At 68.5% G+C, this 13,472-nt stretch carries 12 protein-coding genes; 5 read left to right on the forward strand and 7 right to left on the reverse strand.

Going from position 1 to position 13,472, the window contains the following annotated elements:
* Positions 1 to 12 precede the first annotated feature (12 nt).
* Positions 13 to 921 (reverse strand): LysR family transcriptional regulator, encoded by a 909-nt coding sequence (locus ACW4E8_RS25310; RefSeq protein WP_456807022.1) that lies wholly within the window; start codon positions 919 to 921, stop codon positions 13 to 15.
* A 117-nt stretch (positions 922 to 1,038) separates the two neighbouring features.
* Between ACW4E8_RS25310 and ACW4E8_RS25315 the strand changes: the two genes are divergently transcribed.
* Positions 1,039 to 1,356, forward strand: coding sequence for a DMT family transporter (locus ACW4E8_RS25315; protein WP_018313582.1), 318 nt, complete (start codon positions 1,039 to 1,041; stop codon positions 1,354 to 1,356).
* A 91-nt stretch (positions 1,357 to 1,447) separates the two neighbouring features.
* The gene (locus ACW4E8_RS25320) at positions 1,448 to 2,779 is read left to right on the forward strand and encodes a mechanosensitive ion channel family protein (protein WP_456807023.1); all 1,332 of its coding nucleotides are present in this window, start codon (positions 1,448 to 1,450) and stop codon (positions 2,777 to 2,779) included.
* A gap of 14 nt (positions 2,780 to 2,793) precedes the next feature.
* Here ACW4E8_RS25320 and purT read toward each other — a convergent pair whose 3' ends face one another.
* The 6 genes from purT to ACW4E8_RS25350 form a co-directional block, all read right to left on the reverse strand.
* Positions 2,794 to 3,999, reverse strand: coding sequence for a formate-dependent phosphoribosylglycinamide formyltransferase (gene purT, locus ACW4E8_RS25325; RefSeq protein WP_456807024.1), 1,206 nt, complete (start codon positions 3,997 to 3,999; stop codon positions 2,794 to 2,796).
* A gap of 262 nt (positions 4,000 to 4,261) precedes the next feature.
* Positions 4,262 to 5,506, reverse strand: coding sequence for an MFS transporter (locus ACW4E8_RS25330; protein ID WP_456807025.1), 1,245 nt, complete (start codon positions 5,504 to 5,506; stop codon positions 4,262 to 4,264).
* Between the two features lie 191 nt (positions 5,507 to 5,697).
* Positions 5,698 to 6,690 carry a Bug family tripartite tricarboxylate transporter substrate binding protein gene (locus tag ACW4E8_RS25335; RefSeq protein WP_456807026.1) on the reverse strand — a complete coding sequence of 331 codons (993 nt, stop codon included), beginning with the start codon at positions 6,688 to 6,690 and terminating at the stop codon, positions 5,698 to 5,700.
* Between the two features lie 126 nt (positions 6,691 to 6,816).
* Positions 6,817 to 7,581, reverse strand: coding sequence for a crotonase/enoyl-CoA hydratase family protein (locus tag ACW4E8_RS25340; protein ID WP_456807027.1), 765 nt, complete (start codon positions 7,579 to 7,581; stop codon positions 6,817 to 6,819).
* 43 nt (positions 7,582 to 7,624) lie between these two features.
* Positions 7,625 to 8,389 (reverse strand): SDR family NAD(P)-dependent oxidoreductase, encoded by a 765-nt coding sequence (locus ACW4E8_RS25345; RefSeq protein ID WP_456807028.1) that lies wholly within the window; start codon positions 8,387 to 8,389, stop codon positions 7,625 to 7,627.
* Between the two features lie 39 nt (positions 8,390 to 8,428).
* Positions 8,429 to 9,607, reverse strand: a complete 1,179-nt coding sequence (locus ACW4E8_RS25350; protein WP_456807029.1) for a thiolase family protein — start codon at positions 9,605 to 9,607, stop codon at positions 8,429 to 8,431.
* Between the two features lie 216 nt (positions 9,608 to 9,823).
* On the opposite strand from ACW4E8_RS25350, the gene ACW4E8_RS25355 reads away from it, so the two are divergent.
* The 3 genes from ACW4E8_RS25355 to ACW4E8_RS25365 all read left to right on the forward strand — a co-directional run bounded on the left by ACW4E8_RS25355 (position 9,824) and on the right by ACW4E8_RS25365 (position 13,466).
* Complete coding sequence (locus ACW4E8_RS25355; RefSeq protein WP_010812088.1) at positions 9,824 to 10,639, forward strand: IclR family transcriptional regulator; 816 nt, start codon at positions 9,824 to 9,826, stop codon at positions 10,637 to 10,639.
* Positions 10,640 to 10,720: 81 nt separating this feature from the next.
* Positions 10,721 to 11,995: an MASE1 domain-containing protein gene (locus ACW4E8_RS25360; RefSeq protein ID WP_456807030.1), complete on the forward strand. Its 1,275-nt coding sequence runs from the start codon at positions 10,721 to 10,723 to the stop codon at positions 11,993 to 11,995.
* Positions 11,988 to 13,466 (forward strand): acyl-CoA-binding protein, encoded by a 1,479-nt coding sequence (locus tag ACW4E8_RS25365; protein WP_456807031.1) that lies wholly within the window; start codon positions 11,988 to 11,990, stop codon positions 13,464 to 13,466. Before ACW4E8_RS25360 ends, ACW4E8_RS25365 begins: the two co-directional genes overlap by 8 nt.
* Positions 13,467 to 13,472: the final 6 nt, after the last annotated feature.

Consider the following 13,472-nt stretch of genomic DNA (forward strand, 5'->3'; position numbering starts at 1 on the left):
GGGGGCAAGTCTTCAGCCCGCCACCCATTCCCCTTGCCTCAGCCGCTCATACAGGAAATCGCCCAACACCCGCACGCGCGCGCTGTGCCTGAGATCCGGATGCGTCAGCACCCACAAATCGGTATCCATGGCTTCATCGACTGGCGCCAGCCGCACCAGGTCTGGGTCGGCCCCGGCCAGCAGGCACAGCAGCATGCCGGCGCCCATGCCATGCCGTACGGCATCCGCCATGGCCACCAGGCTGTCGGCACTGACGGCGCGGCGGGGTTCGGGCACGTGGTCGCGTATCCAGCGCGCCTGGGCAAGATGGGATAGCGCATCGTCCGGCACGACCCAGTCATAGGCCGACCAGTCCGCCAGCCGCGGATGGTCGGCTTCCGTTGGCAGGCCGAGTTGCTGCAGGTAGCGCCGTGCCGCATACGGCGCGGTCTGCAGCCGCCCGATACGGCGGCCCACCAGGTACTCCGGCGGCGCATTCGCCGGCCGGATCGCCACATCGGCCTCGCGCCGGCTCAGGCTCAGGAAGCTGTTGTTGATGACGATCTGCAGCTGGATGCGCGGGTGCATGGCCCGGAACGCCGCGAACAGTGGTATCAGCAACCCGCCCAGCAGGGTGTCGGTGGTGGTCACGCGCAACGGGCCGCTCAATTGGCTGTCGAGGCCGGACAGCTGGCGCTGGGCAGCATCGATCTGCTCGCCGACGCCGGCCAGCCGGTGCGCCAGGGCCTCGCCGGCGGCAGTCATGGCGTAGCCGGTGGCATGGCGTTCGAACAGCAGGGTGCCCAGGGTCTCTTCCAGCCGCGCCAGCCGGCGCAGGACGGTGGAATGGTTGACGTGCAGGGCGCGCGCGGCGCCGGCGAGCGAGCCGGACTGGCCCACGGCAAGGAAGTACTTCAGGTCGTCCCAGTCTGCTTCCTGCATGTTTGCATAACCCCTTTGCGGAATTCGCCAGTTTTCGTGCTGATCTGCACAGCCTACAGTGGCGTGGCGTGCCCGGCAATGGGTGTCGGGCGGCAGACCTGGATGAAAGACATGGCAATGGCGTGGATGCTGCTGGTGCTGGCGGGCCTGATCGAGATCGTGATGGCGCTGGCGCTCAAACATACCGACGGCTGGACGCGGCCCGGGCCGACGGCACTGGGCATCGGGGCGGCGCTGGCCAGTATCTTCCTGCTCAGCGCGGCGCTGCGGCACCTGCCGGTCGGGACGGCTTACGCAATCTGGACCGGGATCGGGGCGATCGGGGTGACGGTGATCGGCATCCTGTTCCTGGGCGAAAGCGCGGCGCCAATGCGGCTGGTGTTGATCGGGTTGATCTTTGTGGGGATCGGCGGGTTGAAGCTGCTGCCGGCGTAGGCCCTTGGGGGAAATCCGTTACGGATTCGGGGTGTGGCGGACACGTTCTGTACACTATCTGGCCAAGCCACTGGCTATAAAGTCGCCCCCTATGAGTTTCGATGCCCTGCTGGGGTTGTTCCAGCAACGTATTCCGGCCCATCCGTGGGCCCAGGTTGCCTTGTACCTGCTGGTGCTGGTGCTGATCGCCGTGGTGGCGCAGTGGCTGTTCGGCCATGTGACGTCGCGCATCGCCCATCGCTTGCTGACGGTATGGGGCAAGGCGCCCTGGAGCAAGGCGCTGACGCGTTATCATGCCTATCGGCGCTTCGGCTATGCGGTCGGGTTCGCGGTGATCACCGTCGGCATTGGCGAAGTGCCGCACATGGGCCGCTATGCGCTGGCCATCGAGCGCCTGGCCCATGCAGGCCTGTGGATCTGCTTTTTCCTGATGCTTGGCGGCGTGCTGAGTGCCTGGCAGGACGTATATGCCAGCAGCCGCGAGGCGCAGACGCGCTCGATCAAGGGTTATATCCAGGTGGGGCGGCTCGGGCTGGGGCTGGTGTGCTCGGTGCTGGTGCTGTCGATCCTGATCAACCGCTCGCCGCTGTGGATGCTGTCTGGCCTGGGCGCGCTGTCGGCGGTGCTGCTGCTGGTGTTCAAGGACACGCTGCTGTCGCTGGTGGCCAGTACCCAGCTGACCTCCAACGACATGCTGCGCATCGGCGACTGGATCGAGATGCCCCAGTGCAATGCCGACGGCTACGTCAAGGACATCGCCCTGCATACGGTCAAGGTGCAGAACTGGGACAACACCGTGACCACGGTGCCGACCTACAAGCTGTTTTCGGAGAGCTACCGCAACTACCGGCAGATGTTCGAATCCGGCGCGCGGCGCATCAAGCGCACGTTGCGGCTGGATGCGGGCAGCGTGCGCTTCCTGGAGGACCGGGAAGTGCAGGCGCTGATGCGCTTCCGGCTGCTGCACGACTACCTGGAAGAGAAGCAGGCCGAGGTCGACGAGGCCAACCGCCTGCTGACTGCCGCCGGCAATGACCCGGTCAACCGGCGCCGGCTGACCAATGTCGGCACCTTCCGCGCCTATGGCATTGCCTACCTGAAGGCGCACCCGGAGATCCACCACGACCTGCTGCTGAACGTGCGCATGATGGAGCCCGATTCGCAGGGCATCCCGGTGGAGATCTACTGCTTTACCGCGCTGACTGCGTGGATGGACTATGAGCGCATCCAGGGCGATGTCTTCGACCACCTGCTGGCGATCCTGCCCGAGATGGGCCTGCGCCTGTACCAGGCGCCGTCAGGCGCGGACCTGAGCGGCGTGCGTATCTCGCCGGTGCTGGCCGCGGCGCAGGTGGCGGCAGCACAGGCCACCGTCCATCATGCGCCTGCCCACGGCGCCGCCGCGGGCAACCATCCGATCTGAGCTGCGCCTGAGGCTCAGCCGACCGCGCGCGGACGCACGCGGCTGGCGGCTTCCTTGGCGCGGGTGCGGGCGGTGTCGACATCGTCAGCGTAGGCCAGCGCCACGCCCATGCGGCGCTTGACGAAGCTCTCGGGCTTGCCGAACAGGCGCACCTCGGTCTGCGGCACGCTCAGTGCCTGTTCCACGCCATCGAAAACCACCCCCTCGGCATCCACGCCGCCGTAGATCACGGCGCTGGCGCCGGGGCTGCGCAGCGTGGTGTCGACCGGCAGGCCCAGGATGGCGCGGGCATGCAGTTCGAACTCGTTCTGCCATTGCGTGGCCATGGTGACCATGCCGGTGTCGTGCGGGCGCGGGCTGACTTCGCTGAACCAGACTTGCTCGCCCTTGACGAACAGCTCCACGCCGAACAGGCCCATGCCGCCCAGGTCTGCCGTGACCGCCTGCGCAATGCGCTGGGAGGTTTCCAGCGCAGCCGGGTGCATCGGCTGCGGCTGCCAGCTCTCGACATAGTCGCCGCTGACCTGGACGTGGCCGATCGGGGCGCAGAACTGCGTTTCCACCTGGCCGCTGGCGCCCATGGCGCGCACGGTCAGCAGGGTGATCTCATAATCGAAATCGATAAAGCCTTCGACGATCACGCGGCCGTGGCTGACGCGGCCGCCGGCCATGGCGTAGTCCCAGGCCGCCTTGACGCCCTCGGGGCCGTCGATCTTGCTCTGGCCTTTGCCGGAACTGCTCATCACCGGCTTGACCACGCACGGGTAGCCGATGCCGCCGTCGATGGCAGCCTGCAGTTCATCCAGCGAATCGCAGAACTTGTACGGGCTGGTCGGCAGGCCGAGCGATTCGGCGGCCAGGCGGCGGATGCCTTCGCGGTCCATGGTCAGGCGCGCGGCGCGGGCGGTGGGGATCACGCGCACGGTGCCGGCGGCTTCCAGGGTTTCCAGCATGGGCGTGGCGATGGCCTCGATCTCGGGCACGACCAGGTGCGGCTTTTCCGCCTCGATCAGCGCCTTGAGCTGGTCCGGGTCGCTCATGGCGATGGTGCGCGCGTGGTGGGCTACCTGCTGGCCGGGCGCATTGTCATAGCGGTCGACGGCGATGGTTTCCACACCCAGGCGCTGCAGTGCAATCAGCACTTCCTTGCCCAGCTCGCCGGAGCCGAGCAGCATCACTTTGGTGGCGGAGGGGGAGAGAGGCGTTCCGAGGGTGGTCATGGCAGCGGGTGGGACGGGAAGGAAAGCCGAGATTGTACGTGTTGGGGGCTGTCTGTGGCGCCGGCGGGGGCGCATATTGGTATGGGCCAGGGAAGGGCGCCTGGCAGGCGTGCCACCCAATTCAGCGAAGCAGCATAAAAAAACCCGCGCGGGGGCGGGCTTGAAAAGGCCTGAGGATCCAAGACCGGACCGCTCGGAGTCCATGCTAGGCGCTAAGCGCGCCCTCCGCATCCCCCGTTCGGGGCGGGCCGGCGCCAGGGTTTCAGGAAGTGGCCATCAGCGGCGGCTGCCGCCGCGTGGCCACGGCAAATGCAATTTGCGCCAGCCCCGCGGCCAGCCCCAAGGTCACGCCGACCTGCCACGCCACGGTGTAGGAACCCAGCGCGTCGTAGACCAGCCCGCCGCCGAAGGCGCCGAGAAAGCTGCCGATCTGGTGGCTGAAGAACGCCACGCCGCCCAGCATGGCCTGCCAGCGCAGGCCGAAGGTCTCGGCGATCCAGCCCGATACCAGCGGCGCCACGCCCAGCCACAGGAAGCCCATCACCGCGGCGAACACCAGCGTGCTCTGCGGCGTGGGCGCCGACGAGAAGTACCACGTCAGCGCCAGCGAGCGAATCGTATAGATGCCGCCCAGCAGCATCAGCTTGTTGAAGCGGCCGCCGGCCCAGCCAAAGAAGATGCTGCCCAGCACGTTGAAGCCGCCGATCACGCCCAGCGCCTGCGCGCTGAGCATCGGGTCCATGCCGCATACGTCCAGATACGACGGCAGGTGCGTGGTCAGGAAGACCAGTTGCATGCCGCAGACGAAATATGCCAGCGCCATCACCACGAACGGCGCGTGCCGCAGCGCAGTGCCCAGCGCTTCACGCGCGCTGTCCTGGCCGCGCCCTGCGGGCGACACCAGCGGCAACCGGTCCACGCGCCCGGCAAACCACGCCGCGGGCAGCATCACCAGCGCCAGCAGCACGAACGCTGCCAGCCCGGTGCGCCAGCCGTAGGCCTGCGTCACCATCTGCCCGATCGGCGCCGCCAGCAGCGCGCCCAGCGAGCCCGCGCCAGACACCAGCCCCAGCACCGTGCTGCGCAGCGCCGCCGACACCGGCCGCGCCGCCACCGCCATCGCCAGGGCGCTGCCGGTGCAGGCCATCGATGCGCCAATGGCCACGCCCGCGCCCAGCGTGATGCCGACCATGCTGTGCGCGGTCGCCAGCAGCACCAGTCCGGTCACATAGAGCAGCGAGCCGGCCAGCATCAGCGGCCGGAAGCCGATGCGCGTGGCCCAGGCCCCGGCCAGCGGTTGCAGCAGGCCCCACGCCAGGTTCTGTACCGCGATGGCGATGGTGAAATCCGATACCGAGATGCCGATGTCCCGCGTCAGCGGCGGCATGAAGATGCCAAGGCTCTGGCGCAGGCCCATGGCCAGGCTGAGCATCACGGAGGCGCCGATCAGGATCGGCAAGGCCGGGCGCAGGGCTTCGTAGCGGGAAGGTGCGGTTGGGGTAGGCACGGTGTGGTCTCGTCGTTGTCGTTATCGTTGTGAGCCCCGGGGCGCTTTTTATGTACTGAATGTCTTGGTATTTAAGCGAGCGCTGAATATACCGCAGGGTAGGGCGAGAGTATGTCGCAGGCCCCACCGTGTCAATTTGGCTTTGGGCCGGGCCGACTTTCGCTTTGCCAAAGGGGCGGCCCCACACCTGGCTAGTCCAGGCTGACCTTGGATGCCCGGATGGTCTCGCCCCAGCGCTTGATGTTGCCGCTGACCAGCGCGGCGAACTTCGGCTGCGGCTCGCCGCCCGGGATGCCGCCCATGTCGCGGAACCTGGCCACCACCTCGGGGTCGCGCATGGCCTTGCCCAGCGCTTCTTGCAGCGTGGCGGCAATGGCCGGCGGCGTCTTGGCCGGCGCAAAGAAGCCCAGCCAGCCCATCACCACGAAATCCTTCACGCCGGCCTGCGCCATCGTCGGCACGTCCGGCAGGGCAGGCAGGCGCTCGGCGCTGGTCACCGCAAGCGCGCGCAGCTTGCCGGCGCGGATCTGCGGCAGCGCCTGCGTCAGGTTGTCGAACATGAAGGTGGTTTCGCCCGCCAGCACCGAGGTCGTGGCTGGCGTCGACCCCTTGTACGGCACGTGAATCACTTCGGTGCCCGTGCGCAGCCGGAACAGTTCCGCCGTCAGGTGCGTGGTCTGCCCGATGCCGGCCGAGGCATAGGAATACTTGCCCGGGGACTGCTTGAGCTGCGCCACCAGCTCGGCCACGCTGCGCACCGGCGCCTGCGCGCCGACCACCAGTACGTTGGCGAACGAGATCAGGTCCGTCAGCGGCATGAAGTCCTGCGGCTGGTAGGACAACTGCTTGTAGGCGCTGTAGTTGATCGCGTGCGAGCCGGTATTGCCGACCAGCAGCGTGTAGCCGTCCGGCGCCGCGCGCATGAAGGCCTGCGTGCCGATGATGCCGCCGCTGCCGGGCTTGTTGTCGACCACCACCGGCTGGCCCAGGATGGCCGACAGCTTCTGCGCCACCAGGCGCGTCGGGATGTCGGTGGTGCCGCCCGGCGCGCCGGGCACGATGATGGTGATGGGGCGCTCAGGCCAGGCCGCGGCGCTGGCCGCCAGCGGCAGCGTGGCGGCGGCGGTCGCCAGCAGCAAGGCCGCGGACGTGTTGAACAGCGATTCTGGCAGCTTGTGTTTCATGGGTCTCCTCCATGCTCTGGTCTGTGTGCTGCTTGGCATGTGCGAACGGCCGGCTTGCGGCCGGCCGTTCTGTAGTCCACTAGCGCAGGGCGGATGACATCGATGCCCTCCGTCTGGCGTGGGCCATCACTTGCCGGTCCACACCGGCTTGCGCTTCTCGGCGAAAGCAGCGGCACCCTCGCGGGCGTCGGCCGACGTGAACACCGGCGCCAGCAGCGGGCGCTGGCGCTCGAACATCTCCTCGGCGCTCCAGTCGGCGGACTCGGCCACGATCTGCTTGCTGACGGCAACCGCCAGCGGGCCGTTGGCGCCGATCTCGTCGGCCAGCGCCAGCGCGCCTGCCAGCGCCTGGCCCGGTTCGGTCAGGCGGTTGATCAGCCCATAGGCGTGAGCCTGCTCGGCGCCCAGCATATTGCCGGTCAGCGCGTATTCCATGGCGATGTGGTACGGCACGCGGCGCGGCAGGCGCATCAGGCCGCCGGCGCCGGCCACCAGCCCGCGCTTGACTTCAGGCAGGCCGAACTTGGCCGCCTTCGACGACACGATCAGGTCGCACGCCAGCGCCAGCTCGAAGCCGCCGGCCAGCGCATAGCCTTCCACCGCGGCAATCAGCACCTTGCGCGGCGGCTTCTCGGTCAGCCCGCCAAAGCCGCGGCCGGGCAGGCTGGGGCGCTTGCCTTCCAGGAAGCCCTTCAGGTCCATGCCGGAGCAGAAGGTGCCGCCCGCGCCGGTCAGGATGGCCACGCTCAGGTCGTCGCGGCTTTCCAGCTGGTCGATGGCGGCGGCCAGCGCGGTCGCGGTCTCGAAGTCCATGGCGTTTTTCGCCTGGGGCCGGTTCATGGTGATCAGCAGCGTATTGCCGCGGGTTTCCAGTTGCAGCGTGTCGCTCATGCGAGTTTCCCTGTCAGAAGTCGATATCGGTGCAGCGCGCGGGTCAGCGCGGTGCCATGCGGATGGCGCCATCCAGGCGGATGGTTTCGCCGTTGAGCATGGGGTTCTCCAGGATGTGCAGCGCGGTGGACGCGTATTCATCCGGTGCGCCCAGGCGGGGCGGGTGCGGCACCATGGCGCCGAGCGAGGCGCGCACGTTCTCCGGCAGCTTGGCCAGCAGCGGGGTGTCGAACAGCCCCGGGGCGATGGTGCAGACGCGGATCGCGCGCTGTGCCAGGTCGCGCGCGGCCACCAGGGTCATGCCGACGATGCCGGCCTTGGCCGATGCATAAGGAATCTGGCCGATCTGGCCTTCGTAGGCGGCCACCGATGCGGTCAGCACGCACGCGCCGCGCTCACCGTCGATCAGTTCGTTCTTCGCCATGCGCGCGGCCCCCAGGCGCAGCGCGTTGAAGGTGCCGATCAGGTTGATGCGCACGATCGACTCATACTTTTCCAGCGAACCCGGCGAGCCGTCCTTCTCGACCACGCGCACCGGGCCGCCCAGGCCGGCGCAATGGATCAGCGCGCGCAGCGGGGCAATGGCTTCGGCGGCATCGTAGACGGCGTTCATCTGGTCGGTGTCGGTCACGTCGGCCTTGAGGAAGCGGACCTTGCCGCCGAACTCGTCGACCGCGGCGTTGCCGCGCTCTTCCGACAGGTCGGCGATCACGACTTCGACGCCGCGTTCCACCAGGCGCCGCACGCAGGCCAGGCCCAGGCCGGAAGCGCCGCCGGTCACGACGGCGGACATATTGGTCAGTTTCATGTTGTGTCTCCTTGACTGGATGTTTGGTTCAGGCGCCGCTTACAGGCGCTCGATGATGGTGGCGTTGGCCATGCCGCCGGCCTCGCACATCGACTGCAGGCCATAGCGCTGGCCGCTGTCTTCCAGTGCATGCAGCATGGTGGTCATCAGCCGCACGCCGGAGGCGCCCAGCGGATGGCCCAGCGCAATGGCGCCGCCGCGCGGGTTCAGGCGTGCCGGGTCGGCGCCGAGCGCGCGCTGCCAGGCCAGCGGCACGCAGGCAAAGGCTTCGTTGATTTCGTAGTGGTCGATCTGGTCGAGCTTCAGGCCGCTCTTCTTGATCGCGCGCTGGCTGGCGGGGATCGGGGCGGTCAGCATCATGACCGGATCGTCGCCGCAGACGTCGAAGGCGACAAAGCGAGCGCGCGGCTTCAGGCCCAGGCGCTGCGCCATGGATTCGCTCATCAGCAGCATGGCGGAGGCGCCGTCACTGATCTGCGAGGCATTGCCCGCGGTCACGTTCCAGCCGATCTGCGGGAAGCGCGCGCTGAGTTCGTCATTGCGGAACGAAGCCTGCAGCGTGCCCAGCTTCTCCACCGAGGTGCCCGGGCGGATGGTCTCATCCTGCTCGACCAGCCCGTTGGGCGTGCTGATGCCCAGGATCTCGCGGCGGAAAGCGCCGCTTTCGCGCGCGGCGGCGGCCAGTCCGTGCGAGTGGGCCGAATAGCTGTCCATGTCGTGGCGCGACAGTTCGTACTTGGCGGCAACCAGCTCGGCCGCAACACCCTGTGACACCAGGCCCGGCGCATAGCGCGCTTCCATCGACGGGCCGTACGGGTTCTGGCCGATGCGGGCCGAGCCCATCGGCACACGGCTCATTGACTCGATGCCGCAGGCGATGACGATGTCATAGGCGCCGGCCATGATGCCCTGCGCGGCGAAATGCACTGCCTGCTGGCTGGAGCCGCACTTGCGGTCGATGGTGGTAGCCGGCACGTGGTCAGGAAATCCGGCCGCCAGCCACGCCACGCGGCCCGGGCCGGCGGATTGCTCGCCCGCCTGGGTCACGCAGCCGGTGATGACGTCGTCGACCAAACCCGGATCCAGCTTGTTGCGCTGGACCAGGCCCTTGAGCACCTGGGCCAGCAACTCGGTGGCATGGAGTTCGGTGAAGGCCGAGCCGGGCTTGGAGCGGCCCATCGGGCTGCGGATGGCGTCGACGATGACGGCTTGTTGCATGGGGTGTCTCCTGAAAAGGCTGAGCGTTGCGAGTCGTGGCTGGGATATTGAGACGTCAGTACCGAAATGTGATCGTCCAATACGATGAATTGGGATTCTGGCTTCGGAAAAGCGTCGTGTAAACCCAAAAATCCTGGTTTGACTTTGGAAAAAACGAAGGGCAACATCCGGGTTTTGAGACACGCGTATCAAAAAACCTTGAATCAAGGCAATAACATGACGAATGCACCACACGCCTCCCTGACCCCGCCTCCCGCCGATGCCGACGGCGAGGCGCGCCTTGTCAGCGCGCTGGCGCGGGGCATTTCGATCCTCAATTGCTTTTCCCCGACGGTGCAGGAGTTGAGTAGCCGCGAGCTGATGGAGCGCACCGGCCTGGCCAAGCCGACCCTGTTCCGGCTGCTCGACACCCTGTGCGAGCTGGGCCTGCTGCACTACTCGGAGCGCTTGTCGCGCTACGTGCCCGGGGTCGGGCTGATCAACCTGGCCGCGCCCGCGCTGGCACGCATGACGATCCGCCAACTGGCGCGGCCGGCCATGCAGGAGCTGGCCGACCATATCGCCGGGCAGGTCGAGCTGATCGTCGGCAGCGGCAATGCGCTGACCTACGTCGAAATCGCCCAGGGCGTGGGCAGCCATGTGTTCCGACCCGAGGTCGGCACGCGCGTGTCGGTCTCGCGCACAGGTTCCGGACGCGGCTACCTGATGCTGCTGACCGAGGCCGAGCGCGAGGCGTATCTCGCCCAGCTCCGCGCCGCCGATCCGCAGCGCGCCGACTGGCTGCAGGAGCGCCTGGCCGATGCCGCCCGCGACTTGCAAGACCACGGCTTCTGCCGCGGCCACCGCGACCTGCACCGCGAGGTGGAATCGGTTGCCGTGCCGATGCGCACCCGCCGCGACGGCGAGGCGTGGATCTTTGCCGCCTCGGTGCCGGTGTTCAGCCAGCAGAGCAAGCAGATGGAGGAGGACATCGGCCCGCGGCTGGTGAGCCTGGTGCGCAATGTAGAGGGGGCGCTGGGCGTAGCCGGATAATCGCCACGGATTGCTCCGAGTGACTTAACTTGCCCTTGCCATGCCCTGCGTGAGTCGCATGTGCCATGGGAGGGAAATCCGATGCAGCAGATCCGCTTGGCGGTAACGGTTGGCGTGCTGGTGCTGCTGGCAGCGTGCGTGTCGCGCACGCTCGGGTACGCCGCCACCGAGACTGTGCCGGTGTGGCTGGGCAGCGGCGTCACGTTTGCCGCGCTGCTGGTGTGCGCGCGCTGGTCTTGGCCGGCGGTGCTGGCAGGCGCCGGCATCGCGCTGGCGGGGTGGGGCGCGGTGATCCATGGCCTGCCGCTGCCCGGCGCGGCGGCATTCGGGCTGATCGAGGTGATCAGCCTGGGCACGGCGGGCTGGATTGCCACCTATGGCCGGCGCGACCCGCAAAGCCCGCTCGGTGCCACGCTGCTGATCGCGGGCGCGCTGGTGGGCGCCGCGCTGGGGGCTACGCTGGCGGTCGAGTTGTGGCGCTGGCAGCGGCCCGGGCTGGATTTGCCGATCGAGTGGCGCGCCTGGTTTTTCTCCACGGCTGCGGGGCTGCTGCTGGTGGCCCCCGTGGTGGTAGCTTTCCGCGGCTTTCGCGTGCGCCGCTCGGGCGGGATGCCGATGCAGCAGTTCGCCGCCGGCGGGCTCGCCTTCATCCTCTTTGTGCTGGCGGTGCTGGTGGTGTTCTCGGACCACGCCACGCAACGCTTCGGCGGCCTGGCCTCCACGCTGGCCTACGTGCCGATGCCATTCCTGCTGGCCACGGCGCTGCTGTGGGGGCCGCGCGGCGGCGCCGTCGCCACGCTCTTCGGCTGCCTGCTGATCATCTACCGCACCGCGGGCGGCGCGGGTCCGTTCAATATCATCGAAGGCTTTCCCGGCGAGGCCGTGGTCGAGGTGCAGGGCTTTGTCATCGTCTGGGCGCTGGTGATGCTGCTCGGCCGCGCACTGTCAGAAGGGCGCCGCTCGGCGCTGGAAGATGCCCGCGCCTGGCGCCTGCGCTACGCGCGCACGCTGCAGGCAGTGGGCGTGGCCAGTGTCGAATATGACGCCGTCACCGGCCGCGCCACCTGGGGTGAAGGCGCTGCCGAACTGCTGGGCGGCACCATCCGCCAGGTCAACAGCGTCGATGAATGGCTGGACCGCGTCGATGCCGCCGAGCGCGGGCTGGTGCAGGCCAACTGGTCGGCCGTGGCGCGCGGCGACACGCCCGACAGCGTGCAGGAATACGCGGTGACGCTGCCGGACAGCGGCAAGGTGCGCATCCATGAGCGCCTTGCCGGCATCCGCGGCGCCGACGGCCAGGTGGAGCAGGTGGCCGCCTTGCTGCGCCGGGCCACGCCGGAGCCGGCCCATGGCTGAGCCCGGGGTGTTCCTGATCCACGGCCTGGGCGGCACGCAGTACGACCTGGGCTCGATGCACAAGCGCCTCAAGCGCGCGGGCTTTGTCACGCATTCGCTGACGCTGCCGGGGCACGGCTCGCGCCCCGAGGACCTGTGCGGCGTGCGCGCCGAAGACTGGCTGGAGGCGGTGCGCGTCAAGTACCGCGAGATCGTCGACCAGCATGAGACGCTGCACGTGATGGGCATGTGCATGGGCGCGCTGCTGGCGGTGGAAACGGTCAAGCGCGAGCAGCACACCAAGGGCCGCCTGGTGGCGCTGGCGCCGCCGGTCTATATCGACGGCTGGGCCACGCCCTGGTACCGCGCGCTGCGCACGGTGCTCTACCGCGTGCCCGGCGTGGCGGATCGCATGAAGGTCGAAGAGGAAGAGCCGTACGGTATCAAGAACGAGCAGCTGCGCGAGATCGTCAAGGCCAAGTTTGCGCGCGGCGAGAACTTCCACTACCGGTGGGTGCCGCTGGCCTGCATCCGCGAGGTGGACCGCCTGCGCGGCTTCGTGCGCCAGGGGCTGCAGCGCATCGCCTGCCCGACGCTGGTGGTTCATGCGCGCCTGGACGAGCTGACCAGCCTGCGCTCGGCCAACTACCTGGTCGAGCAGATCGGGCACGGCAAGCGTGCCGGCCAGGCGCGCATGCTGGTGCTGGAAGACAGCTACCACATGGTCTGCGTCGACAACGACCGCGAACTGGTGGCGCGCAGCGTGCTGGAGTTCTTCGAGGCCAGCGTCCCCACCTCGCTCGGCATGCCCAGCGATGACGCCCGCATGAGCCCGGCGCAGATGACGGAGCTGCTTGCCGCCGCGCGCGCCGACCTGGAGCGCGGCGACTTTGGCGCGCTGTATGCGCGCGGCAAGGGCGATTTTGCGTGGTTCCAGCCCGGCAGCAACCGCGCCAGCGGCGTCTACCGGGGCGAGCGTGCGCTGCCGCGGCTGCGCGCGTGGGCGGATGCGGGGGTGGCGTTTACCGCGTTCGGCGCGCCGGTGCTCAATACCGGCATGGCGGTGGTGCCGGCCACGCTGCGCAGTGGCACGCTGGCCTCGCAAGGCGTGCTGGCGTTTGCGCTGCGCGACGGCAAGCTGCTGGAGGGGCGCTGGTTCCCGGACGAGATCGCGCTGGAAGACGCGCACTTCGGCGGCGTGCCGGCGGCGCAGGGGCCAAGCCCCGCCGAGCAGGCCTTCGAAGCCGCGGCAGCCTTGTCGAAGACCCTGCGCCACGCGCCCGGCAACGACACGCTGCTGGACCTGTACGCGCTCTACAAGCAGGGCAGCGTGGGCGATGTCAGCGGCGAGCGGCCGGGCCTGATGGACATGGTCGGCCGCGCCAAGTACGACGCCTGGGCCGCGCGCCGCGGGCTGGCGCGCGAGCAGGCCATGCGCGACTACGTGGCGCTGGTCAACCAGCTGAAGTCGGCGGAGGCGCAGTCCGCCTGACGCTCA

It is taken from the genome of Cupriavidus sp. CP313, assembly GCF_054072015.1.

Bases quoted from the DNA above. Each gene is read 5' to 3' on its own strand.
- ACW4E8_RS25350 (WP_456807029.1), bottom strand. From the start codon at position 9,607: ATGCAACAAGCCGTCATCGTCGACGCCATCCGCAGCCCGATGGGCCGC.
- ACW4E8_RS25345 (WP_456807028.1), bottom strand. From the start codon at position 8,389: ATGAAACTGACCAATATGTCCGCCGTCGTGACCGGCGGCGCTTCCGGC.
- ACW4E8_RS25340 (WP_456807027.1), bottom strand. From the start codon at position 7,581: ATGAGCGACACGCTGCAACTGGAAACCCGCGGCAATACGCTGCTGATC.
- ACW4E8_RS25360 (WP_456807030.1), top strand. From the start codon at position 10,721: ATGCAGCAGATCCGCTTGGCGGTAACGGTTGGCGTGCTGGTGCTGCTG.
- ACW4E8_RS25315 (WP_018313582.1), top strand. From the start codon at position 1,039: ATGGCGTGGATGCTGCTGGTGCTGGCGGGCCTGATCGAGATCGTGATG.
- purT (WP_456807024.1), bottom strand. From the start codon at position 3,999: ATGACCACCCTCGGAACGCCTCTCTCCCCCTCCGCCACCAAAGTGATG.
- ACW4E8_RS25365 (WP_456807031.1), top strand. From the start codon at position 11,988: ATGGCTGAGCCCGGGGTGTTCCTGATCCACGGCCTGGGCGGCACGCAG.
- ACW4E8_RS25355 (WP_010812088.1), top strand. From the start codon at position 9,824: ATGACGAATGCACCACACGCCTCCCTGACCCCGCCTCCCGCCGATGCC.
- ACW4E8_RS25335 (WP_456807026.1), bottom strand. From the start codon at position 6,690: ATGAAACACAAGCTGCCAGAATCGCTGTTCAACACGTCCGCGGCCTTG.
- ACW4E8_RS25320 (WP_456807023.1), top strand. From the start codon at position 1,448: ATGAGTTTCGATGCCCTGCTGGGGTTGTTCCAGCAACGTATTCCGGCC.
- ACW4E8_RS25310 (WP_456807022.1), bottom strand. From the start codon at position 921: ATGCAGGAAGCAGACTGGGACGACCTGAAGTACTTCCTTGCCGTGGGC.